This window comes from Kribbella sp. NPDC026596 (genome assembly GCF_040638415.1).
Taxonomy (GTDB): domain Bacteria; phylum Actinomycetota; class Actinomycetes; order Propionibacteriales; family Kribbellaceae; genus Kribbella.
In genome coordinates, this window is sequence record NZ_JBEZYF010000074.1 from 20414 (window position 1) to 42361 (window position 21948).

At 68.3% G+C, this 21948-nt stretch carries 21 protein-coding genes; 10 read left to right on the top strand and 11 right to left on the bottom strand.

The annotated features are described in order from the left end of the window. Positions 1-8 precede the first annotated feature (8 nt). Genes AB0E63_RS38740 through AB0E63_RS38750 form a run of 3 tightly spaced genes read left to right on the top strand, consistent with a single transcriptional unit; the run spans position 9 to position 2036 of the window. Entirely contained in the window at positions 9-1199 is a 1191-nt protein-coding gene (locus AB0E63_RS38740; RefSeq protein WP_360377503.1) for an MFS transporter, read from the top strand. Between the two features lie 4 nt (positions 1200-1203). Then, on the top strand, positions 1204-1806 hold the full coding sequence (locus AB0E63_RS38745; RefSeq protein ID WP_360377505.1) for a sigma-70 family RNA polymerase sigma factor: 603 nt from the start codon (positions 1204-1206) through the stop codon (positions 1804-1806). Next, entirely contained in the window at positions 1803-2036 is a 234-nt protein-coding gene (locus AB0E63_RS38750) for a zf-HC2 domain-containing protein (protein ID WP_360377508.1), read from the top strand. Before AB0E63_RS38745 ends, AB0E63_RS38750 begins: the two co-directional genes overlap by 4 nt. On the opposite strand, the gene AB0E63_RS38755 is transcribed toward AB0E63_RS38750, so the two are convergent. After that, positions 2037-3179, bottom strand: coding sequence for an epoxide hydrolase family protein (locus AB0E63_RS38755; RefSeq protein WP_360377510.1), 1143 nt, complete (start codon positions 3177-3179; stop codon positions 2037-2039). Between the two features lie 62 nt (positions 3180-3241). On the opposite strand from AB0E63_RS38755, the gene AB0E63_RS38760 reads away from it, so the two are divergent. Then, positions 3242-4204, top strand: a complete 963-nt coding sequence (locus AB0E63_RS38760; RefSeq protein ID WP_360377513.1) for a transcriptional regulator — start codon at positions 3242-3244, stop codon at positions 4202-4204. Here the strand turns inward: AB0E63_RS38760 and AB0E63_RS38765 are convergent. Genes AB0E63_RS38765 through pgsA form a run of 3 tightly spaced genes read right to left on the bottom strand, consistent with a single transcriptional unit; the run spans position 4180 to position 6829 of the window. Beyond that, positions 4180-5280 carry a glycosyltransferase family 4 protein gene (locus tag AB0E63_RS38765; RefSeq protein ID WP_360377516.1) on the bottom strand — a complete coding sequence of 367 codons (1101 nt, stop codon included), beginning with the start codon at positions 5278-5280 and terminating at the stop codon, positions 4180-4182. The two genes, AB0E63_RS38760 and AB0E63_RS38765, sit on opposite strands and share 25 nt — an antisense overlap. 10 nt (positions 5281-5290) lie before the next feature. Further along, positions 5291-6160: a phosphatidylinositol mannoside acyltransferase gene (locus tag AB0E63_RS38770; protein WP_360377518.1), complete on the bottom strand. Its 870-nt coding sequence runs from the start codon at positions 6158-6160 to the stop codon at positions 5291-5293. Positions 6161-6163: 3 nt separating this feature from the next. After that, positions 6164-6829, bottom strand: coding sequence for a phosphatidylinositol phosphate synthase (gene pgsA, locus AB0E63_RS38775; RefSeq protein ID WP_360377521.1), 666 nt, complete (start codon positions 6827-6829; stop codon positions 6164-6166). Between the two features lie 106 nt (positions 6830-6935). Between pgsA and AB0E63_RS38780 the strand changes: the two genes are divergently transcribed. Continuing rightward, entirely contained in the window at positions 6936-7883 is a 948-nt protein-coding gene (locus tag AB0E63_RS38780) for a hypothetical protein (RefSeq protein ID WP_360377523.1), read from the top strand. Between the two features lie 81 nt (positions 7884-7964). Here AB0E63_RS38780 and AB0E63_RS38785 read toward each other — a convergent pair whose 3' ends face one another. Together AB0E63_RS38785 and thrS are read right to left on the bottom strand one after the other, a co-directional pair. Continuing rightward, positions 7965-8465 (bottom strand): HIT domain-containing protein, encoded by a 501-nt coding sequence (locus AB0E63_RS38785; protein WP_360377551.1) that lies wholly within the window; start codon positions 8463-8465, stop codon positions 7965-7967. A gap of 119 nt (positions 8466-8584) precedes the next feature. Next, entirely contained in the window at positions 8585-10606 is a 2022-nt protein-coding gene (thrS, locus tag AB0E63_RS38790; protein WP_360377526.1) for a threonine--tRNA ligase, read from the bottom strand. Between the two features lie 177 nt (positions 10607-10783). Between thrS and AB0E63_RS38795 the strand changes: the two genes are divergently transcribed. Genes AB0E63_RS38795 through AB0E63_RS38805 form a run of 3 tightly spaced genes read left to right on the top strand, consistent with a single transcriptional unit; the run spans position 10784 to position 13100 of the window. Continuing rightward, positions 10784-11707, top strand: a complete 924-nt coding sequence (locus AB0E63_RS38795; RefSeq protein ID WP_360377528.1) for an ATP-binding cassette domain-containing protein — start codon at positions 10784-10786, stop codon at positions 11705-11707. Then, on the top strand, positions 11704-12351 hold the full coding sequence (locus tag AB0E63_RS38800; RefSeq protein WP_360377531.1) for a DedA family protein: 648 nt from the start codon (positions 11704-11706) through the stop codon (positions 12349-12351). Before AB0E63_RS38795 ends, AB0E63_RS38800 begins: the two co-directional genes overlap by 4 nt. Beyond that, positions 12348-13100 carry an ABC transporter permease gene (locus tag AB0E63_RS38805; RefSeq protein ID WP_360377534.1) on the top strand — a complete coding sequence of 251 codons (753 nt, stop codon included), beginning with the start codon at positions 12348-12350 and terminating at the stop codon, positions 13098-13100. Before AB0E63_RS38800 ends, AB0E63_RS38805 begins: the two co-directional genes overlap by 4 nt. Positions 13101-13123: 23 nt before the next feature. Here AB0E63_RS38805 and AB0E63_RS38810 read toward each other — a convergent pair whose 3' ends face one another. The 4 genes from AB0E63_RS38810 to AB0E63_RS38825 all read right to left on the bottom strand — a co-directional run bounded on the left by AB0E63_RS38810 (position 13124) and on the right by AB0E63_RS38825 (position 18173). Continuing rightward, positions 13124-14638 carry an AAA family ATPase gene (locus AB0E63_RS38810; RefSeq protein ID WP_360377537.1) on the bottom strand — a complete coding sequence of 505 codons (1515 nt, stop codon included), beginning with the start codon at positions 14636-14638 and terminating at the stop codon, positions 13124-13126. A gap of 166 nt (positions 14639-14804) precedes the next feature. Further along, on the bottom strand, positions 14805-15470 hold the full coding sequence (locus AB0E63_RS38815; protein ID WP_360377539.1) for a response regulator transcription factor: 666 nt from the start codon (positions 15468-15470) through the stop codon (positions 14805-14807). Beyond that, positions 15467-17047 carry a histidine kinase gene (locus AB0E63_RS38820; protein ID WP_360377542.1) on the bottom strand — a complete coding sequence of 527 codons (1581 nt, stop codon included), beginning with the start codon at positions 17045-17047 and terminating at the stop codon, positions 15467-15469. The genes AB0E63_RS38815 and AB0E63_RS38820 overlap by 4 nt, the downstream gene beginning before the upstream one ends. Positions 17048-17093: 46 nt before the next feature. After that, positions 17094-18173, bottom strand: coding sequence for a GntR family transcriptional regulator (locus AB0E63_RS38825; RefSeq protein WP_360377544.1), 1080 nt, complete (start codon positions 18171-18173; stop codon positions 17094-17096). A gap of 241 nt (positions 18174-18414) precedes the next feature. Here AB0E63_RS38825 and AB0E63_RS38830 point away from each other — a divergent pair, with 241 nt between their 5' ends. Together AB0E63_RS38830 and AB0E63_RS38835 are read left to right on the top strand one after the other, a co-directional pair. Then, a complete protein-coding gene (locus tag AB0E63_RS38830; RefSeq protein ID WP_360377546.1) occupies positions 18415-19875 on the top strand; it encodes a glycosyltransferase family 39 protein in 1461 nt (486 codons plus the stop codon). 18 nt (positions 19876-19893) lie between these two features. After that, complete coding sequence (locus tag AB0E63_RS38835) at positions 19894-20502, top strand: SUMF1/EgtB/PvdO family nonheme iron enzyme (RefSeq protein WP_360377548.1); 609 nt, start codon at positions 19894-19896, stop codon at positions 20500-20502. On the opposite strand, the gene AB0E63_RS38840 is transcribed toward AB0E63_RS38835, so the two are convergent. Beyond that, positions 20492-21466 carry an NADPH:quinone oxidoreductase family protein gene (locus AB0E63_RS38840; protein WP_360377553.1) on the bottom strand — a complete coding sequence of 325 codons (975 nt, stop codon included), beginning with the start codon at positions 21464-21466 and terminating at the stop codon, positions 20492-20494. The two genes, AB0E63_RS38835 and AB0E63_RS38840, sit on opposite strands and share 11 nt — an antisense overlap. Positions 21467-21948: the final 482 nt, after the last annotated feature.

Sequence of the window (21948 nt, forward strand, 5' to 3'; positions counted from 1 at the left end):
GAGTTGTCATGTTGCAGACTCGTCCGCACGTGGGTGCGCGGCTCGTGCCCTTGTGGGTTGCCGGCTTCCTGCAGGGCGTCGGGTTCTGGGTACCGGTCGAGAAGTTGTTCCTGGTAGGGATCGGCTTCGACGCGGCGACGATCGGCCTGATGGCCGCGGCGTACGCGGCGCTGGTGCCGGTGGCGGAGGTTGTCTCCGGGGTGCTGGCGGATCGGTGGTCGCGGCGGGGCGTACTGATGGTGGCCGGAGTGGCGCTGCTGGTGAGCGTGTTCATCGGCGCGATCAGCCAGAACGTGGTGACGTACATCGTTGCGGCGCTGATCCTCGGGATCTACTTCGCGATGTACTCCGGAACCGTCGAGGCGATCGTGTACGACGTGGTGCTCGAGGAGACCGGGGACAGTGCGGAGTACGAGCGGCGGATCGGCTGGGTGCGGTTCGTCGAGAGCGTCGCGCTGGTCGGAAGCGCCTTGGCCGGTGGATGGATCGCGGCTGCGCTTTCGCCACGGGCGACGTACTTCCTGACGCTGCCGTTCGCGTTGCTCTACCTCGTCGCGCTGAGCCGGTTCCGCGAGCCCAGGCTGCACCAGGTCAGCGAGCGGACCTCACTGCGGGACCACCTGGTCGTCACCTACCGCGCGATCACCCACCGCGGCCGGCTCGTCCCGATCGCGGCGGCCACCGTCATGGGTGCGATGCTCCTGCAAGCGATGTTCGAGTTCGGTCCGCTGTGGCTGATCACCCTGAAGACACAGGCCTCGTACTACGGACCGTTCTGGGCGCTCCTGGTCGGGACGCTCGGCATCGGCGGCCTGCTGGCGAGCCGGCTCCACCTCGACCGATTGCTCCCGGTGGCACTCGTCGTACTGATCATGATCGCGGCCTGTCTGACCATGACGACGAGCCGCAACCTGGCCGCGCTGACCGCCGCCATGGTCGCGCTGACCTTCCTACTGGTGGTCATCGGCATCCACCTCAGCCACCTGCTGCACGACGCCGTACCGTCGACGATCCGGACCGGCGTGGCCTCCGGGATCAGTGCGGTCTCGTGGTTGCTGTTCACCCCGTTCGCGCTCGTCTTCGGTGCCTTGAGCAAGCAGGCCGGCGTCTACGTGTCCGGCTGGATGATCACCGGCGCGGTCGCCTTGGCCGGTGCCGCACTCGTCTGGGTTCAGCGGCATGCGGTCCCGCTACGCTGAGCCGATGGCTGACGACGTCCTCCTCGAGCGGTTGCGGACCGGGGACGAGGACGCGTTCGCGACGCTGCTGGATGGGTGGTCCGGCGGGATGCTGCGGCTGGCCCGGTCGTTCGTGTCGACCGAGGAGTCGGCCGCGGAGGTCGTGCAGGAGACATGGCTCGCGGTGATCGAGGGCATCGACCGGTTCGAAGGCCGCTCCTCGCTCAAGACCTGGGTCTACCGGATCCTCACGAATACGGCCAAGCGCCGCGGCGTCCGCGAGTACAAGGTCGTTCCGATGAGCAGCGTCGACGACTCCGGCCCGACCGTGGACCCGAGCCGCTTCCGCCCGGCCGGCGACCCGTTCCCGGGCCACTGGTGGGACTTTCCGGCGGCCTGGCCGTCGCCCGAGCAGGGTCTGCTGAGTGGTGAGGTCCGCGCGTACCTGACCGAGGCCCTGGCCGAGCTCCCCGAGCGCCAGCGGGTCGTCGTCGTACTGCGAGACATCGAGGGCTGCCCGTACGACGAAGTCTGCGAACTGCTCGGGATCACGCCGGCCAATCAACGGGTGCTGTTGCATCGAGCGCGTGCGTTCCTGCGCGGCAAACTGGAGGATTATTACTCATGAGCGAATTGGAATGTCGTGAGTTCGTCGAGCAGGTGACGGCGTTCCTCGAGGGTGCCCTGAGCCCTGAGGCGGAGCAGGACTTCATCGACCACCTCGCCCTGTGCGACGGCTGCGGGCGCTACCTCGAGCAGATGCGCCAGACGGCACAGGCCCTCACCGGCCTGCCCGCCGACGCCCTGCCGGGTGACGCCCGCAGTGCACTCCTCAATGCCTTCCGTACTCGCCGCTGATCACTTCAGCGCCGCGAAGAACCCCCGAAGGTCCTGCAGCAGCAGATCCGGCGCGTCCTGCGTCGCCCAGTGGCTGCCGCGGTCGAACTCGTGCCAGGACACGATGTTCGCGTGGTCCCGCTCGGCGAGCCGGCGCAGCGGCCGGAAGTCGAACGCGAAGCTGGCCAGCCCGGTCGGCGCGGTGGTGGGCTCCTTCGGGTGTTCGGCGTGCTTGTCCTCGTAGTAGAAGCGAGCCGATGACGCACCGGTGTTCGTCAGCCAGTAGATGGTCGCGTTGGTGAGCACGTGCTCGTCGCTGCACCCGCTCAGCAGCTGCGCAACCCACGCCAGCTGCCCGGTCGGCGAATCGGCCAGCGCGTGCGCGACGTTCTGCGGGGTCTGCTCCTGCAGTTTCGCGTACCCACCCATGTTGTCGTTGAAGAACTGCAGGAACTGCAGGTACCCCTCCTCCTCCGCGGTCAGGTTGTCCAGCTCACCCGGGTTCCCGCTCGGGAACGAGAACAGCTGCGTCACGTGTACGCCGATCACGTGCTCCGGGTCGACGCGGCCGACCTCCGGCGACACGTACGAACCACCGTCGTTGCCGTGAGCGCCGTACCGCTCGTAGCCGAGCCGGCGCATCAGCTCGGCCCACGCGGCCGCGGTGCGGTAGCGGTTCCAGCCTCGCTCGTGCGTCGGTCCGGAGAAGCCGAAGCCCGGGATGGACGGGATGACCAGGTGGAACGCCTGCTCGCCGTTGGCCGGCGCGGTCAGCGGCTCGATCAGGTCGACGTACTCGAGGAAGGTGTTCGGCCAGCCGTGCGTCAGGATCAGCGGGATCGCGTCCGGGTCGGCCGAGCGGACGTGCAGGAAGTGGACCGTCTGCCCGTCGATCTCGGTCACGAACTGCGGGTAGGAGTTCAGCCGCTCCTCCCGCGCGCGCCAGTCGTACGTCGTCAGCCACTGCTCGGTCAGCCGCCGCACGTAGGACAGCGGTACGCCGTACTCCCACTCGGGCGGGAGTGGTCCGGTCTGGACGGCGCCGGTGTAATCGATGTCGAGCTCGCCGGTCCAGCGGGTCCGGGCCAGCCGGTCGCGCAGGTCGTCCAGGTCGGCCTGCGGGATCTCGATGCGGAAGGGTCGGATCTCGGTGTTGTTCGTCATGGCTCAACGCTAGAAGTCCATTAGGCGGGATAGCTTCCTAATGACCTGGCAGACTTCCGGACATGATCGAGACTTCCGCCAGGCTGCTCAAGCTGCTGACCTTGCTGCAGTCACCCCGCGACTGGACCGGTGCTGAGCTCGCCGAGAAGTTGCAGGTGAGTCCGCGGACGGTCCGGAGCGATATCGAGCGGCTGCGGGCGTTGGGCTACCCGGTCGACGCGACGCGTGGCTCAGTGGGCGGGTACCGGCTGGGCGCCGGCGGGACGCTGCCACCACTGTTGCTGGACGACGACGAGGCGGTGGCGGTCGTCATAGGTCTGCGCAAGGCAGCAGGCGTTGCGGGTGTCGAGGAGATGTCACTGCGCGCCCTCACCAAGCTGGAGCAGGTGCTGCCGTCTCGGCTACGCAGGCGAGTCAGTGCGTTGGCCAGCTACACCGTGCAGGTCCCGTCCGACCTGGCTGGTCCAGAGGTCGATCCTGAGCTGCTGACGCAGTTGGCTGGGCTGTGCCGGGACAGGGAGCAGTTGCGGTTCGACTACTCGGCTCACGGCGGTGAATCGACGCTCCGGCGGGTAGAGCCGCATCGGTTGGTCAACTGGGGTCGGCGCTGGTATCTGGTCGCGTTCGACCTGGAGAAGCAGGACTGGCGGACGTTTCGGGTCGATCGGGTACAGCCGCGGATCCCGACCGGTCCGCGGTTCAGTCCGCGTGACCTGCCCGAGGGTGGCGACGTTGCGGCGTACGTGTCCCGGCGGGTGTCCGCAGCGGCCTGGCGGTACCGCGCAGCGGTCGTCGTACATGTTCCGGCGGCGGCGCTGGCCGAACGGCTGACGCCTGCGGTTGGGGTGGTCGAGCCGATCGGCTCGCGCACGTGTCTGCTTGAGACTGGGGCGGACACGGTGCAGAGCCTGGCGGTCCACCTGAGTCTGCTCGACGCGGACTTCGACGTACGCGATGGGCCTCCGGAGCTGACGGAGTACCTGCAGGTGCTGGCGGAGCGCTACCGCCGAGCCACGAGCTCATAGACGGACATCAGCTCCGGGAGCAGCACTGACCAGTCATAGCGCCGTACGGCGCTCAGTCCAGCAGCGCGGAGCCGGTCACGCTCCTTGGGCGCGTCCAGGAGGCGCAGTGCGCGCGTGGTGAGCTCCTGCACGTTGCCCGGCTCGAACAGCTCCCCCAACGCACCACCGTCGAGCACCTGACGGAACGCCGCCAGATCACTCGCCAGCACCGGAGCACCGGCTGCCATGGCCTCGAGCAGCACGATGCCGAAGCTCTCACCACCCAGATGGGGCGCGATGTAGAGATCCGAACCGGCCAGCATGTCCGCACGGGCCTCGTCATCGACTGCGCCCAGGAACAGGACGTTGTCGCGACAATGCGCCGGGAGCACCCGGCGAGCATCGTCGGCCTGCCCCGCGCCGGCGACGAGCACCCTCAGGCCAGGCCGCTCGGCGACCAGGGCGGGGACCGCCTTCATCAGGACGCCGAGTCCTTTGCGGGGTTCGTCCAGACGACCGAGGATGCTGATGGTGCCGTCAGCGCCCTGCCACTCGCGGCGCGGGCTGCCTTTGAAGCGGTCCGTGTACAGCCCGTTCGGGATGACCACGGCCTCGCCGCCGATGTGCTGGACCATCATCGACCGGGCGTTCTCCGAGACGGCGATCCGGGCATCGATCTTCTCCAGCGCCGGCCGCAGCAGGCTGGACGCCGCACTCATCGCACGCGACCGAACCTGCCAGGTGTGGAACGTCGCGACGAACGGCCCACCGGCCGACCAGAGCGCGATGATCGACGCACTCGGCGTGGTCGGCTCATGCACGTGGACCACGTCGAAGTCACCCTCGGCCAGCCAGCTCTTCACCCGGGCCGCCGTCCGCGGCCCGAAGGTGACCCGCGCGACCGACCCGTTGTACGGCACCCCGACCGCCCGGCCCGACGAGACGACGTACGGCGGAACCCGGTCAGAAGCGTCCACCGGAGCGAGCACCGACACCTCATGCCCCACCTGGAGTAGCGCCTCGGCAAGATCGCGAACGTGGTTCTGCACCCCACCAGGCGTCCCCAGCGAGTACGGACACACCACACCGATCCTCACGGGATGATTCTTACTCGTCGAGGAAAATCCTCTGCAGCATGTGCCAGTCCTGGGGGTGGGCGGCGATGCCGGCGGCGAAGGCGTCGGCACAGCGTTGGGTCATCGCGCTCGTGCCGCCTTCGGGGTCGATCGTGTCGTGGAACGTGATGACGAGGTCGGGGCCGTCGTAATGCAGGGTGGCCGGGATGAGGGGTGCGCCCGTTCGCAGGCTGAGGGCAGCCGGGCCGGCCGGCATCCGGGACGGGCGGCCGAAGAAAGTCACTGGGACACCGCTCTCGGACAGGTCCCGATCGGCCACCAGACAGACGAAACCACCCGCGCGCAGGCGCTCCGCGAGTACGCCGGTGACGTCGTGGTCACCGCCTGTCAGCGGAAGGACTTCCATCCCCAGCCTCTTGCGGTAGGCGATGAAGCGGTCGAACAGCGACTCGGGTTGCAAGCGCTCGGCCACGGTGGAGACCGGCATCCCGGTCAGGCCCGCCCAAGCGCCCGCGTGGTCGTAATTCGCCAGGTGCGGCAGCGCACAGATCACCCCGCGACCCGCCGCGTACGCATCCCGCAGCAGCTTCTCGTTGACCGTCCGGACACTGCCGACGATCTCCTCGTCCGTCCACTCCGGCAGCCGGAACGCCTCCTGCCAGTAGCGCAGGTACGAGCGCATCCCCGCCAGCGACAGCGCATCGAGCTCACTCGGGCTCGCCTCCGGACAGACCACGGCCAGATTGCCGCGCAACCGCCGTACGCCCCGGCCGTTGCGCCGTACGACGCGGTCCGCGACCTGGCGGAACAGCCAGGTAACGGTCCGCTCGGGCAGGCGTCGTACCAGGAGCCATGCGAGGGCGAAAGCCAGATCGACAGCCCGCTGGCGAAGGCTGTCCACTCGTCAGCTCTTCGCGTCGGGTTCGGCCGGCGGCGGCGTGTCCAGGCCTGCGTTGGCCGGGTCGGCCAGGACCTGCTTGCGGACCCCGAGCGTCCGCTGGATCACCGTGATCGTGCTGGCGACGGCGAGCGCCCAGAGGACGATCTCCAGCAGGATCGGCAGGTTGAAGACGTCGGAGAAGAAGCCGACCACGAGCACCGAGACCAGCCGGTCCGCCCGCTCGGCCAGCCCGCCGCTCGCCTTCAGGCCCAGACTCTCCGCCTTCGCCCGCGCGTACGACGTGGTCGCGCCCATCACCAGCGCCCACAGGGTGACCGCGGCCATCAGCGTGGAGTCGCCGGCGTTCGCGTTGGCGTAGTACATCACCAGGCCGCCGAAGATCGCGGCGTCGCCGAGCCGGTCCAGTGTGGAGTCCAGGTACGACCCCCACTTCGACGACGTCCCCGAGGTCCGGGCCATGTAGCCGTCGATCATGTCGGAGAACACGAAGCAGGTGATGATCACCACGCCCAGCCAGATCTGGCCGCGTGGGAAGAAGATCAGCGCAGCGGCGGACACCCCGAGGGTGCCCACCAGCGTGACCGCGTCGGCGCTCACGCCGAGCTTGAGCAGGAGGTTGGCGATCGGGGCGATCACCTTGGTCCAGAACTGCCGGAATCTGTTAAGCATGGCGACGCGATCGTAGTCCAGCCGGATCACCATCCGGTGACAAGGCACTCCATTCAGCCTGCGGGAGACCTGCGATCGCGCGATGCTGGGGGCAGGGAGGTGCCGGATGCGACGGGTGCTGGCGGGCGTGGTCGCCGTGCTGGTGGCGACCGCCGGGTGCTCGGTCGCGCGGAAGGCCGACCACTCTCAGCCACGAATCACAGCGGCCCCAGCGGTCGTGCCCACCGTGATCGCTCCCCCACAGGCCGAAGGGCTGGACGGTACGGCGGGCGCCCCCGGACCGCAGGTGTGTACGGCGATCGCCCGCACGCTGACCGCGAAACTTCGCGTCCCCGTCACCGCGAAGCCGAACGCCTGGAACGACGGCGGCCTCCCGTCGATGGACCTGTGCACCCTGCTCGTCCAGGACCGCGTCGTGACGATCGGCGTCAGTGCGCTCCCGAGCCAGCCCGACTCCCTCAGCCGGCTGATGGCCGACGCCGGCACCGTCGAGCCGCTGTCCGAGCTCGGCCCGGAGGCCCGGATCGCCGAGTCGCGCCTGGTCTTCCGCGTCGGCGACCGGGCTGTGCGGATCACCCCGGCCGGTGGGATCGACCGCAGTACCGCGGACGGAATCGACCGGGCCAAGGCTGTCGAGATCGCGGCAGCTGCGCGGGACGCCGTACCCAGGTCTCTTCGGCCGGCGCGGCAGGCGGACGCGGCGTGCCAGGTGTCCAACTCGGCGGCCGAGCGGTTCGTCGGGCTGCACGTCCAACTGCGGCGGGACTACCGGGTGAACGGCGCCTTGACCTGCATCTGGGGGACGTTCGACGCGACGGTGTCGATCGTGGAGGCGTTCGACCAGCCGAGCATCCCGGAGGCCCAGGGAACGCCCCCACCTCGCCTCGCCCCGATCGGCCAACCCGGCTATTACCTGCCCGAGCAGGGTGAGCTGGTCTTCCGCCAGGGCCGCCGCGTCGTCCGGGTGACCTGCCTGACCAACCCCGCGCGCGAGGTCTCACTGGACACCCTGATGGGAATCGTCGACCCTCTGCTGCCGCTGTTCCTGCGCTGACCAACTTTCCGGTCCAGTCCGGCGGCCGGCGAGTAGCTCGACGATCGGCCCACCCGCTGTTTCGGGTGGGGCGATCTGCGTTTACGGCTCGCTGGGCCAGGACTTGGCGAGCAACGCTCTGGTGTCCGGGAGTAGTTGCGGCAGGACCTTGGTGTGGGCGATGGCCGGCATGAAGTTGGTGTCGCCGGCCCACCGCGGTACGACATGCTGATGCAGGTGGGCCGCGATCCCGGCGCCGGCGATCTCGCCTTGGTTCATGCCGATGTTGAAGCCGTGCGCTCCCGACACCGTCCGGATCGCTTGCATCGCCTGCCGGGTGAGCGTGGAGACATCGGTGACCTCGTCGGCTGTCAGCTCGGTGTAGTCGGCGACGTGCCGGTAGGGCACGACCATCAGGTGACCGGGGTTGTACGGATACAGGTTCAGCACCGCGTACGCCGCCTCGCCCCGGTGCACGATCAGCGCATCGGCATCCGGCAGACCCGGCAGCCGGCAGAACGGGCACCCCGAGCCGGCCTCCGAACTGGTCGGCTTGTTCTCACCCTCGATGTAGGCCATCCGATGCGGCGTCCACAACCGCATGAACGGATCCGGCACCCCGACCCCGTCCTGCACCTCGAGCTCATCCGGCGCGTACGGCGAGTCCGGCGCGCCAGCAGGGAACGGCTGATCGGTGGCGGACGGGTCGTCGGGGGTACCTGTCATACCTGCATGCGCTTCTGGACGGACTCGATGATCTCGGCGACGGCGTCGGCGATCGGGATGCCGTTCTTCTGCGTGCCGTCGCGGTAGCGGAAGGACACCGACCCGGCGGCCATGTCCTCGTCACCGGCGATCAGCATGTACGGCACCTTGGATTTCTGCGCATTCCGGATCTTCTTCTGCATCCGGTCGTCGGAGGAGTCCACCTCGACCCGGATCCCCTGCGCCTTCAGCTGCGCGGCGACGTCGTACAGGTAGTCCACGTGGCCGTCGGTGATCGGGATGCCGATCACCTGGACCGGGGCCAGCCAGGGCGGGAAGGCGCCGGCGTAGTGCTCGGTCAGTACGGCGACGAAGCGCTCGATCGAGCCGAACAGCGCGCGGTGGATCATCACCGGCCGCTGCCGGGAACCGTCCGGCGCCGTGTACTCCAGCTCGAACCGCTCCGGCAGGTTGAAGTCCAGCTGGATCGTCGACATCTGCCAGGTCCGGCCGATCGCGTCCTTGGTCTGGACCGAGATCTTCGGACCGTAGAACGCGGCACCGCCCGGGTCCGGGACCAGCTCGAGACCGGAGCCCTCGGCAACTTCCCGCAGGGTCTCGGTGGCCTCGTCCCAGACCTCGTCGGACCCGACGAACTTGTCCGGGTTCTTGGTCGAGAGCTCGAGGTAGAAGTCGTCCAGGCCGTAGTCGGCGAGCAGGCCGAGCACGAACGTGAGCAGGTCGCGCAGCTCGTCGCGCATCTGCTCACGGGTGCAGTAGATGTGCGCGTCGTCCTGGGTGAAACCGCGAGCCCGGGTCATGCCGTGCACGACGCCGGACTTCTCCAGCCGGTAGACCGTGCCGAACTCGAACAGCCGCAGCGGCAGCTCCCGGTAGGACCGGCCGCGGGCGGCGAAGATCAGGTTGTGCATCGGGCAGTTCATCGGCTTCAGGTAGTAGTCCTGGCCCTGCTTGCGGATCTGCCCGTCCGCGCCACGCTCCTCGTCCAGGTGCATGGGCGGGTACATGCCGTCGGCGTACCAGTCCAGGTGGCCCGAGGTCTCGAACAACTGCGCCTTGGTGATGTGCGGCGAGTAGACGAACTCGTACCCGTCCTCGACGTGCCGCTGGCGGGAGTAGTCCTCCATCACCTTCCGCAGCACGCCGCCCTTGGGGTGGAACACCGCGAGCCCCGAGCCGATCTCGTCCGGGAAGCTGAACAGGTCGAGCTCGCTGCCCAGCTTGCGGTGGTCGCGCTTGGCCGCCTCCTCGAGGCGGGTCAGGTACGCCTTCAGCTCATCGCGGGACTCCCACGCCGTGCCGTAGATCCGCTGAAGTTGCGGGTTCTTCTCGCTCCCCCGCCAGTACGCCGCGGCCGTCCGCATCAGCTTGAAGTTGCCCAGGTACCCCGTGGCCGGGACGTGCGGGCCACGGCACAGGTCCTTCCACGCGACGCTGTCGTCACGCCGGACGTTGTCGTAGATCGTCAGCTCGCCGCCGCCGACCTCCACACTCGCCCCTTCGGCCGCATCGGCCGCGGAGCCCTTGATGCCGATCAGCTCGAGCTTGTACGGCTCGGTGGCCAGCTCGGTCCGCGCGTCGTCGTCGGAGACCACCCGCCGGCTGAACCGCTGCCGCTCCTTGATGATCTGCTGCATCTTCTTCTCGAGCTTGCCCAGGTCGTCCGGCGTGAACGGCGTGGGGACGTCGAAGTCGTAGTAGAACCCGTTCTCCACCGGCGGGCCGATGCCCAGCTTCGCGTCCGGGAACAGATCCTGCACGGCCTGCGCGAGCACGTGCGCGGTCGAGTGCCGGATGATCGCCCGGCCGTCCTCCGACGATGCCTTCACGGGCTCGATCTCGTCGCCGTCCGCGACCACCCGGGACAGATCCCGCAGCTCACCGTTGACGCGGGCGGCGATGGCGGAGCGGTCCTGGCCGAAGATCTCGGCGAACAGCTCCCCGATCGTCGTCGTCTCGGTCACACTCCGCTCAGCCTCGCCCTCGACGCCGATCAGATGGACCTTGACTTCCGACACGTTCACTCCTCGGGTCCGCGTGGCCGGCCGATTGCCGGTCACGCCACAGATGGTATCGACTCCGGCGCCGCGCCCTGACGGCGTATCCACAGGCTCGCGGGACCTGACGAAAGTCGGGGGTCGGGCCAGCCCTTGGTCCGATGTGGCCGGGGTGCCCGAATTCCTAGGTTCAAGAGCGTGATCACTCTCGAAGGACTCACCAAGAGGTACGGCGACACCCGTGCGGTGGATTCGCTCGACCTCACCGTCTCTCCCGGCCGGGTGACCGGCTTCCTCGGCCCGAACGGCGCCGGCAAATCGACCACGATGCGGATGATCCTCGGCCTCGACGCTCCGACCGAAGGCACTGCGCTGGTCGGCGGACGCCCGTACGCCGCCTGGCCGGCACCACTGACCAAAGTCGGCGCGCTGCTGGATGCCAAGGCACTGCACCCGCGCCGGACGGCCCGCAACCACCTGATCGCGATGGCTCGCAGCAACGGCCTCCCGGTCAGCCGGGTCGACGAGGTGTTGTCGGTCGTCGGCCTGGACTCGGTCGCCCGGAAGCGGTCCGGGCAGTTCTCGCTCGGCATGGGCCAGCGCCTCGGCATCGCGGGCGCACTGCTCGGTGATCCCGAGGTGCTGATGTTCGACGAGCCGGTGAACGGCCTCGACCCCGACGGCGTCCGTTGGGTCCGCCAACTGATGCGCTCACTCGCGGCCGAGGGCCGGACGGTGTTCGTGTCCAGCCATCTGATGAGTGAGATGCAGCTGACCGCCGACCAGCTCGTCGTGATCGGCCGTGGCCGGCTGATCGCCGACGCACCCGTGGCGGACGTCATTGCGGGGTCGTCCCGCACCACGGTCGCGATCCGCGTCCCCGATCATGGGCAGCGCGCCGTCCTGCGGGACCGGCTGATCGGAGAGGCGGAACGAGTGGAGTCCACGTCCTCGGATGATCGGCTGGTCGTGACCGGTGTACCGGTGGAGCGGGTCGGCGATCTGGCTCACGAGCTCGGCGTACGGCTGCACGAGTTGCACACCGAGCGGGCCTCGCTGGAGGAGGCCTACATGGAGCTCACCGCGGACAGCGTTCAGTACGGCGTGGCGGTGGCATCGTGAGTGACCAGCTCCTGCACTTCGCCGAAGAGCTGATGTCCTCGTGGTGGATCTACCTCGCATTGTGGGGCTTCGCCGCGCTGGATGGCTTCTTCCCGGCGATCCCGAGCGAGACGCTGGTCGTCACCGCGGGAGTGTTCGCAGCGGCCAACGGCGAACCCAACCTGTACGCCGTGATCGTGGTCGCGGCGATCGGCGCGTTCATCGGCGACCACGTGTCCTATGCGCTCGGCCGCGGCGCCGGTGGACGGCTCCTGGACCGGATGAAGCCAGGGACCAGACGGCACGCAGCTGTGCTGTGGGCACGGCGAGCGCTAGCTGAGCGAGGCGGACTGGTGCTCGTTGTCGCTCGGTACGTGCCCGGCGGGCGCACCGCCGTCACGCTGACGATGGGGTCGGTGCGCTACCCCCTGCGCAAGTTCTCGACGTACGCCGGGCTGGCTGCCACCAGCTGGGGTCTGTACTGCACCCTGGTCGGCTACATCGGCGGTAAGGCCTTCGAGGACAACCCGCTCAAGGGCGTGATCCTCGGCATCGGTCTGGCGCTCATGGTGACCCTCATCGTCGAGCTCGTCCGGCATCGGCTGCGCCGAAGGAAACCTCAAGCTCAGGTAGAGCCTCAACTCATGGAAGCAGGGAAGCGATGAACGCCGTCCGCTCGGAGTGGACCAAGCTCTGGACAGTCCGGTCCAGCTGGCTGAACATCGTCTCGGCCGCACTGCTGACGGCGCTCCTAGGCCTCCAGTACGGCTTCAACCTCGCCTACGAGAACACCCATCTCGAGCCGGGCGATCTCGCGGGGAAGCAGGCGGTCGGTGGTTTCGGCTCGTCAGTCATCCTGATCGTGCAGGTGGTCGTGGCCGCCTTCGCACTGCTGACCGTGACGTCCGAGTACGCAACTGGCAGCATCCGTTCCACGCTCCAGTGGACTCCGGTCCGGCGCAACGTCGTACTGGCGAAGGCGGTCGTACTGGCACCGGTGCTGTTCGGCTACGGACTATTGCTGGCCGCGGTCGCATCCATTGTGGGCGGACTGGCTGCGGGCTCCTGGGCCGACTGGGACGGGAGCTCGTTCGCGGTGGACCTGCTGTCGGTCGGCTTCTACGCGACCGCGGCCGGACTGTTCGCCGCTGGGATCGCGTGGGTCGTCCGCAGTACGGCCGGGACTCTGACTGTGGCGTTCCTGCTGCTCCTGGTCGTCCCGCTGATGCTCAGCCAGAGCTCACTGCGCCCACTGGTCTGGCTTGCGGCCCTGCTGCCGGGCGGTGCCGGCCAGAACTACCTGACCGGCACCACCGACCCGCTCTCCCCCACTCTGAGCGCCGCAGTGCTCATCCTTTGGGCGGTAGGCGGTCTAACGCTCGGCAGTCGCGTTCTCACGAAACGCGACGCTTGAGATCACGCCCGCGCCGGCCGTCCTCAGCGAGGAACGTTCAGGGCGATCGTGACCTGCTCGGACACCTTGGCCGCCAACTCCAGGCCGGCGCGACGGGTGGCCGGCTGGAGGGCGGAGTGGTCGAGCGGACCCTCGGCGGCGATGTGCATGTCGGTCGGGATGTCGATCACAGCGGCCGCACGGGACTCGAAGTACGGGCGGAGCTGCTTCTCGACCTCCTTGTTCACGTCGCCGGGACCGTTCGAGACCGCGATCACCGCGCGGCGGATCAGGCGCTGCGCCTCCGGGCCCTGGTTGTCGAGCTCCTCGAGCATCTGCACCGCGGCCGCGCAGGACAGGCTCTTCCACTTGATCGGGATGACGAGGGCGTCGGCCGCCTTCATCGCCTCGCGCCAGTTGCTGGAGCCCTCGTTGTTGCCGGTGTCGATCACGAGCACCTTGTAGAAGCGGCTCAGCAGCCGGTGGATCTGGTCGAAGTCCTTCGCCTCGATCTGCGCGTACGTCGTGGTTGCCGAGGTCAGGACGTCGTACTGACCGGCGACCTGGTGCCGCAGGTACGCCGCCACGTCGCCGAGCCGGGCGTCCGGCTGGGTCAGCATCTGCATCGCCTGGAGCATGTCCGTGACGGTGGACCGGGCGTTCGTGTCGTGCGTGCGCAGGTGCATGTTTCCGCGCAGCTCGTTGTTGTCCCACGCGACCACACCGCCACCGCGGGCCTGACCGAGCGCACCGGCGAGCAGCAGCGTGGTCGGCGTCTTGCCGGAGCCACCCTTGGGGTTCGCGACGACGATCGTCACCGGGCGGCGGAACGCGGTCGCGGCAGTCGCCCGCGCGATCCGCTCCGACCGCTCGGAGGTGCCCGGACGCAGCTTCAGCACACTCCGTACGCCGCGCTCGGCCGGAGCCTCCCGCGGCAGCGGCAGGGCCTGCATCAGCTCGTCGGTGCGGTAGGACACCTCGCGCTGCTGCTGCGGAGGGTGCTGACCGGGGATGCCTTGCGGGAAGAAGTGCTGGGCAGCCGGGGACAGCTGCTGACCGCCTTGCGCCGGGCCACCGGCCGGGCTCTGTCCTGAGCCGGAGCCGTGGAAGGACGAGCCGCCGAAGACCGGCGTGTTAGGTCCTTGTGGCGCGGGAGGCGTCGTTCCGACGTCGGTCTGACCGTCAGCCTGCTCCGGCGTGGCTTCGGCGGCCTCGGTGTCGCCCGACTCGTCGAAGTCGTCGGACTCGGCGGCCGGCTGGGTCCACGAGCCGTTGGACTCCGCGGCCGGCTGCGTCCAGGACGGGGTCGGCGGCTGGGCCGGGGGCGGGGTCTGAGGCTGGGTCCAGGGCGCCTGCTGACCGGCCTGGCGGGACCACAAGTCGCTCTGGAACTCCGGGGAGAGCGCGTCCGGCTTCTCGTCGGTCTCGGCGGCTTCCGGGTCGGCGTCATGGTTGGGGTCCGGCTGACTCCAGGAAGGGGTCGGCTGCCACATTCTCCGGACCTCGGCCGCCGCCGCTTCCCGGTCCTTGTGCTGTCCGGAGTTATGCGAGTCGGTCACGACCTGGATCCCCGATTCTCTGAGAGGGGGCGGTGCCCCCGGAGGCTGCTGGGTGCGTTCCGGAGGTGACGGCTCCGGGAGGGACCACTATCCCATGACACGGTGTCCTCACCATGTCACGACCCGGAGCGTCGCCACGACGAGTACCCCGGCGTCAGTTGACTGCTCAGGAGGTCACCAGACCGGCTTCGTAGGCGACGATCGCGGCCTGGACCCGGTTCTTCACCGCCAGTCTGAGCAGGATGGCGCTGACGTACGCCTTCACGGTCCCTTCGACCAGGAAGAGCCGTCCGGCGATCTCGGCGTTCGACAATCCGGCACCGACCAGTCCGAGCACCTCCAGCTCGCGTGGACTCAGTACGGCGACCTGTTCCTTCGCAGCCGCGGCCCGGGCCATCGCACCGCCACCGGATCCGGCGCTGAGCTCGGCAATCACGCGTTGGGCAACGCGTGGCGACAGATAGGCGGCGCCTTCCGCGACAGCTTTCAGGCCGGCGATCAGCTCCCGCGGATCGCCGGACTTCAGCAGGAAGCCACTCGCGCCGTCGCCGAGTGCACGGGCGATGTACGCGTCTTCGGAGAACGTCGTCAGCATGACTACCGCCGTCTCGGGCACGATCCGCCGGATCTCGGCACCCGCGGCCAGTCCATCCATCCGTGGCATCCGGATGTCGAGTACGGCGACGTCCGGCCGATGCCGCCGTACCGCCTCCACGGCCTCCACCCCATCGGCTGCTTCGGCAACGACCTCGATCGCGTCGTCGGTGCCGAGGATCGCGCGTACGCCGGCCCGCACCATCGCCTCGTCGTCGGCCAGCATGACCCTGATCATCTGTTCCCCTCCGGGGTCGGTGGCACTGAACCGGTCTGCGCGATCGCCTTGGCGACGAGAACGCCTTCGCTGAAGCACAGCCGGTAGGCGTAGTTGATCGAGAAGGGACCGTCCGGACGGTAGTAGCGGCAACTCCACCCGGCCGGCGGGTCATAGCGCTCGGTGGGCGGGTCGATCATCTGCATTGCGGGAAGTGCCTTGCGCACCTCGTCCTCGGACTGCCCGAGGGTCAGGGCGTCGTACTGACTCGGCCGCAGGATCGAGCTGTAGCCGGCCACCAGGTAGTAGCCCAAGGCAACCACACCGACGACCGCGCCGAGGATCAGCGGCGCGGCGATGGCGGTGATCAGGCCGCGCCGGGCACTCCGGCGTACCGTGGCCCGTTCGACCGCCGCAGTGGGAACCGCCGGCGGCTCCGGACGGCCACCTGCTCGGGGAATCGTTGCGACCACCTCGAAGCCACCGCTGTCTCGCGGCCCGGCTGTCAACGATCCGCCGACCAGCCGGACCCGCTCTCTCAGCCCCTCTAGTCCACGGCCGCTCGTGGACCTGGACTGGAGGGCCCGCGTGGCACCCGTGTCCGCGACCGCAACGCGTACGTCGTCATCAGTGGACGTGACCGTCACCGTCACCACCGCACCCGGTGCGTGCTTGCTGGCATTGGTCAGCGACTCCTGGACGACGCGATGCACGGCCCGATCCACCATCGGAGAACACTCCCCGTCGCCCTCCTCGATCAGGCGCACCGCCAGCCCGGATGCGGCGGCCCGGTCGATCAGTGCGCCGACAGTCTCGTCGTGCGGCACCACCGGCGCATCCGCATCCGCATCCGCATCCCGCAGCACGCTGACGATCTCGCCGAGCCGCTCGGTCGCCGTGGCCGCCGCCTCACGCAAGGACGTTGCGGCGCTTCGGTGCTGCTCCGGCAACGAGGGATCGAGCTCCAGAGCAGCAGCCTGCAGTGCGATCAGACTCAGCTCGTGGCCGACCGAATCGTGCATGTCCTCGGCGATCCGAGAGCGCTCTCGCAACCGCTCCTGGTCGATCGCCATCCGCTGCTCACGCTCGATCCGCTCGGCCCGCTCCCAGCCGGCCGTGGCGAGCAACGCCTGCTGTGCGCGGTACCGGCCGATCAGCCACGGCAGCACGACGAACAGCAGAGCGAGCAGGAGCATCAGCAGCCAGCTCAGGATCGCTTCGGTGACCTGAGTGTCTCTCTGGATGAGGAGTGCGAGCACTAGCATGCCGCTGAGCGACCAACTGCACACCATCACGAAGTGCTTGAGCTGTGTCTCTCGCCGTCCAGCCAGATAGCTCAGCAAGGTGATCGCCGGGACCAGTGCGATCTGCACGCCGTTCGTCGTACCGAGTGCGAAGGCGAGGATGAGGATCTCCGCCAGCGCGACCACAGTCAGGGACGCCAGCGGCCATCTGCGGCGGTTGAAGATGGCGAGCAACAGTACGCCGATGCATGCGGCCTGGAACCAGTACGGATCGCTGCGGGCACCGCTCTCCGCGAGCACGAGGAAGCTCAGCGCGGCCCATAGGCCCACGTCTCCCAGGCGCCGCCACTTCATGCCCAGACGCTACACAGTCGCGCGGCTACCGCCGTACTGCCGAAAGTCAGGTGTTGCCGACGGCATCGACTATCTCGAACGGCACCATGGACACGCTCGGCACCGCCTCACCACGCAGCTGAGCGAGCAGCAGATCGACTGCACGCCGCCCCATCTCCGTCTCGTTCTGCTTCACGTGCAGGTACGGCGGTCCGCCGATGGAGTCCCCCGGTGAGTCGAAACACGCGATCACCCGGTCGCCGCCCAACGCACGATCCACCATCCGGGCCAGGTTGTACTCACACGCGAAGTACGCCGTCACCTCCGGCAGCCGGTCGCGGAACGCGCGGATCACCTCCATGTCCGCCCGCACGCTCTCGGTGGTGGTCGAGCCGGGCAGTGTGCTGCGCAGATCGGTCAACTCATAGGCCCGTCCGCGCTCTCCGAACGCGGATCGGAACCCTTCCAGCCGTTCCTCGATCGAGGACGTGTTCACCGGCGGTGGGGAGAGGAAGGCGATGTGCTGGTGCCCCTGGTCGAGCAGGCGTGACGTCAGCGCCCGTGCGGCCGCCACGTTGTCGGTGTGCACCGCCGAGACCGGGATCCCGGACAGATGCCGGTCGACGAGCACCACCGGATAGCCGGCCAGCACCTGCCGGAGCAGGCTGGCGTTGTAGAAGTCGCCGTGCACCGGGAACACGATCAGGCCGTCCACGGACGTCACCAGCGAGTCCACGGCCTTCTCCTCGTCGGTCTGCCGCCCGTGGGTTCGCCGGATGACCAGGTGGGCGCCGTACTCCGCGCAGCGCTCCTCGATCGCGTTCAGCAGGTCCAGGCCGTACGCCTCCGACATGTCCGGCACGATGAGCGCGATCGACCGGGCTTCCTGCCGCGGGCGTCCGCGGAGCGGCACCGTGACCCCGGTCAGATCGGGCAGCCGTCGTACGACGAACGTCCCCTTGCCGCGGATGCGCTCGACCAGCCCGGCCTCCCGCAGCACCTCGAGGGCTCGCTTCGAGGTGATCCGGCTGACCTGGAACTGCGCGGCCAGTTCCATCTCCGACGGCACCCGATCACCCGGCCGGAGAACACCGCGCCGGATCTGCTCCAGAACCTCCGCGCAGATCCGCTCGTACAACAACGCCACGCCGTCACCTCACCTGTTGTCCGGTTGACATATCAAATCATCCCTCACTGACAGTGTCCGGTCCCAGCTACTCTCCGTGCGCGGCGTGGCCTACCGCCGGCGGCTACCCACCGCGGGTGGAGTGAGCTACCGCTGGTGACCGCCTGCAGTTGCTCCCGGTGGCGGCCTCTGTCGGTGGCGTCTCTGGAAGTTCCGAATCAGTTCCTGGCGAGGGACCCGATCGGCTGACAACATTCCCTGCATGACCCGCCCACCAGTGCCTGCCTTCGCAGCTCGCCCCGTCGTGTCCGTCGCGGTCATCGTCGGCCTCGTGCTGACGGCCCTGTCCGGGCGGTACGGGTACCACCGCGACGAGCTCTACTTCATGGCCGCCGGCCGCCACCTCGCCTGGGGATACATCGACCAGCCACCACTGACCCCACTACTCGCGCGGCTCTCAACGACCGTGTTCGGCGACACCGTGATGGGCCTCCGCGTGCTATCAACTATCAGCTGCGTGATCACAGTCATCGTAGTGGCACTAATCGCAAGAGAGTTCGGCAGCGACCGCCGCGGCCAACTACTAGCCGCAGTCTGCGCCGCGGTATCCGGGTTCGTGGTAGGCGTCGGCCACCTGGTATCGACGGCAACCTACGACCTCTTGGCATGGATGCTGATCGGCCTCTTCGCGGTCAAGCTCCTCCGAACCGGTGACGGCCGCTGGTGGCTCGCGCTCGGCCTGACAGCCGGCATCGCCTTGGAGAACAAGTACCTCGTCGTACTCCCGATCGCCGCCCTGCTCATCTCCTTGCTTGCCGTCGGTCCCCGCGACGTGCTGCGGTCCTGGTGGTTGCCGGCCGGCATCGCGGTAGCCGGCCTGGTCGCCCTGCCGAACGTGATCTGGCAGTTCCAGCACGACTGGCCCCAACTCACCGTCGCAGGCGGCATCAGCGAAGACGACGGCACCGAGAACCGCATCATGTTCATCCCCCTCCAGCTCCTGCAACTGTCACCGTTCCTGGTGCCGATCTGGATAGCAGGATTCCGCCGACTGTGGCGGATGCCGTGGGCCCGATCCGTCGCCTTGGCCTATCCGCTGCTGTGCGTCGTCGTGCTAGCAGTCGGCGGCAAGTCGTACTACGCCCTGCCCTTATTGCTCGTACTCGTGGCAGCCGGCTGCGAGCCAGCGCTCGGCTGGATCGATCGCCACCGGACTGCCGCGTTCGTCGGATTCGTACTCACCGCTCTAACCTCAGCCCTGTTCACCTTGCCGGTGCTTCCAGCGTCGGCCGTCGACTTCGTGATCCCGGTGAACAAGGAGCAAGGCGAGCAGATCGGCTGGCCGACGTTGACGACCGCCGTCGCGGCCGCGTGGGAGCGAATCCCACCGGAACAACGATCGACAGCCACGATCTTCGCCGGCAACTACGGCGAAGCCGGCGCGCTACTCCGCTACGGACCTTCCCACGGACTGCCACCGGCGTACTCCGGTCACATGAGCTTCGCCGACTGGGGCATCCCGCCGGACACCAACACCGGACCGGTCCTTCTCGTCGAGATGGAGCGGACCCCATCATTCGAGGACCATTTCCGGGACTGCTCACAGGTCGGCACGATCGACAACATCGTCTCCAACGACGAGGACGGCACTGTGATCGTCCAGTGCGCCGGAACCGCCGAGCCCTGGTCCACGCTATGGCCGAAGCTGAGGAGGTACTACTGACGCACGTACGGTTGGACGATGCTTCCCATGGTCGACATCCCAGCGGGCACCATCGCCCTCCGGGACGACCGCCTCAACACCCGCTGGCAGGTAACGCTGTCCGACTTCCGACTCGCCCGCTACCCGGTCGCCGGAACTGACAACAGACCTCTGACCGGCCTCAGCTGGTACGACGCAGTTGCCCTGTGCAACAAGTTGTCCGCCGACGACGGTCTCTCCACCGCGTATGCGATCGATGGTGAAGAGATCACGTGCGACTGGACCTCACCCGGCTACCGCCTGCCAACGGAGGCCGAGTGGCAACACGCCTGCACCACAGGCATCCCGGCGTACCGCTACGGCCCCCTCGACGACATCGCCTGGTACGCCGACAACGCGGGTGGGCGAGCGCATACCGTCGGCCAGAAGGCTCCCAACGCGTGGGGACTGCACGACATGCTCGGCAACGTCTGGGAATGGTGCTGGGACCTCTACGACCCAGCGACGTACGGCTCCTACCGCATCTTCCGCGGCGGCGGCTTCGACGACCCCGAACGCTCCGTGGGCTCTACCGTCCGGCGCCGTTCCCACCCAACCTTCGCCATCGAAGACCTAGGCCTCCGCGTGGCTCAGTCCGTCACGGCCTGAGCGCGATCTTCCCGACCGTCGCGCGCGCCTCCAACTCGGCCAAAGCCTTCGGACCATCGGCCAAGTCGTACACAGTTGGCTCCCCCGGCGGGTAGACACCCAATGCGATCAGACGGTTCAGCTCGTCCATCAACTCGGCGAAGATCTCCGGCGCCTGCTGAGTCAGCACGCCGATGTGCAGTCCGATCACGTGCACCTGGTGCCTGAAGTTCAGCTCCCAGTTGCTGATCGACGCCTCCCCACCAGCGACGCCGTACACGATCACCTTCCCCGTCACCCGCTTCGCCACAGCCACACTCTGACGGAACGTCTCGCCCCCAACGGACTCGAGTACGACGTCCACGCCCCGGCCGCCAGTGAGTCGCAGTACTTCTCCCGTCAGATCCGCGGTCCGGTAGTCGATCACGTGATCAGCCCCCAACCGCCGTACCACCTCATGCTTCTCAGCAGAGGCGGTCCCGACCACAGTCGCCCCGTAGTACTTCGCCATCCGCACAGCCGCCTGCCCGACCGCACCCGCCGCGGCGTGAACCAACACGGTCTCCCCCAAACCCAACCTCCCCAACGGCCGCAACGCCGCCAGCGCGGTAGCCCAGTTCAACACCAACCCCAGCGCCTGCTCATCGCTCCACCCAGCCGGCACCGCCGCCACAGAGTCCGCCCCCATCACCATGTACTCGGCGAACGCCCCATAGCCAGTCCCGATCACCCGATCCCCCACCGAGACCGCATTCACCCCTTCTCCGAGCGCAACCACTTCCCCCGCAGCCTCAAACCCAGCCAGATAAGGCGCCTGCGGCCCACCGTCATACGTCCCCCGCGTCTGCATCACATCCGCAAAGTTCACCCCCGCCGCCCCCACCCGCACCAACACTTCCCCGGCCCCCGCGACCGGCACCCCAATCCCATCCACGAGCCGCAGAGCTCCAGGCCCATCCAACGTCGGCTGCTCCAACCCCCGCATCACCTCGGGAAGTCCAACCACCCCAGCCTCCTTCGATAGCCGTCAAATTAGACGCCCATCGTACATCCCAGCCGGCTCCGCCGACGGCCGGACAGATCCACCGACCGGTCAGACAGATCCGCGGGCCGGGCAGATGAACCGCCGACTGCCCTCCGCATCCGGCACCTGTTCCGACGCGGGCAACCCGAACCGGCAACCGCGCAGGCCGAGAAGCCGCAGCGGCAACTGTCCAGCGGCGAGCAACCCAGCCCGGAAGCTGTCGGGCGGCGGCCGACCCCAACCTGAGCCGTTTAGGAGCGAGCAACCCCGAGCACACAACCGTGCAAGACCGGCCAGCCCCAGCCGGAACCGTCGACGCGGCGCTCAGCCCCAGCTGGAACCGTGTCAGCGGCGAGCAACCACAGCAGCCGAGCGAAGCGAAGGCGCAAGGGGGGTGCGGGTGGCGGAGCCCCCGCTCGCGGCAAGCGAAGCGCAGCCGCACA

Excerpts from the sequence above, each read along its gene's own strand:
- AB0E63_RS38740 (WP_360377503.1), top strand. The coding sequence starts at position 9 with ATGTTGCAGACTCGTCCGCACGTGGGTGCGCGGCTCGTGCCCTTGTGG.
- AB0E63_RS38745 (WP_360377505.1), top strand. The coding sequence starts at position 1,204 with ATGGCTGACGACGTCCTCCTCGAGCGGTTGCGGACCGGGGACGAGGAC.
- AB0E63_RS38750 (WP_360377508.1), top strand. The coding sequence starts at position 1,803 with ATGAGCGAATTGGAATGTCGTGAGTTCGTCGAGCAGGTGACGGCGTTC.
- AB0E63_RS38755 (WP_360377510.1), bottom strand. The coding sequence starts at position 3,179 with ATGACGAACAACACCGAGATCCGACCCTTCCGCATCGAGATCCCGCAG.
- AB0E63_RS38760 (WP_360377513.1), top strand. The coding sequence starts at position 3,242 with ATGATCGAGACTTCCGCCAGGCTGCTCAAGCTGCTGACCTTGCTGCAG.
- pgsA (WP_360377521.1), bottom strand. The coding sequence starts at position 6,829 with ATGCTTAACAGATTCCGGCAGTTCTGGACCAAGGTGATCGCCCCGATC.
- AB0E63_RS38780 (WP_360377523.1), top strand. The coding sequence starts at position 6,936 with ATGCGACGGGTGCTGGCGGGCGTGGTCGCCGTGCTGGTGGCGACCGCC.
- AB0E63_RS38785 (WP_360377551.1), bottom strand. The coding sequence starts at position 8,465 with ATGCGGTTGTGGACGCCGCATCGGATGGCCTACATCGAGGGTGAGAAC.
- AB0E63_RS38805 (WP_360377534.1), top strand. The coding sequence starts at position 12,348 with ATGAACGCCGTCCGCTCGGAGTGGACCAAGCTCTGGACAGTCCGGTCC.
- AB0E63_RS38815 (WP_360377539.1), bottom strand. The coding sequence starts at position 15,470 with ATGATCAGGGTCATGCTGGCCGACGACGAGGCGATGGTGCGGGCCGGC.
- AB0E63_RS38820 (WP_360377542.1), bottom strand. The coding sequence starts at position 17,047 with ATGAAGTGGCGGCGCCTGGGAGACGTGGGCCTATGGGCCGCGCTGAGC.
- AB0E63_RS38830 (WP_360377546.1), top strand. The coding sequence starts at position 18,415 with ATGACCCGCCCACCAGTGCCTGCCTTCGCAGCTCGCCCCGTCGTGTCC.
- AB0E63_RS38835 (WP_360377548.1), top strand. The coding sequence starts at position 19,894 with ATGCTTCCCATGGTCGACATCCCAGCGGGCACCATCGCCCTCCGGGAC.
- AB0E63_RS38840 (WP_360377553.1), bottom strand. The coding sequence starts at position 21,466 with ATGCGGGGGTTGGAGCAGCCGACGTTGGATGGGCCTGGAGCTCTGCGG.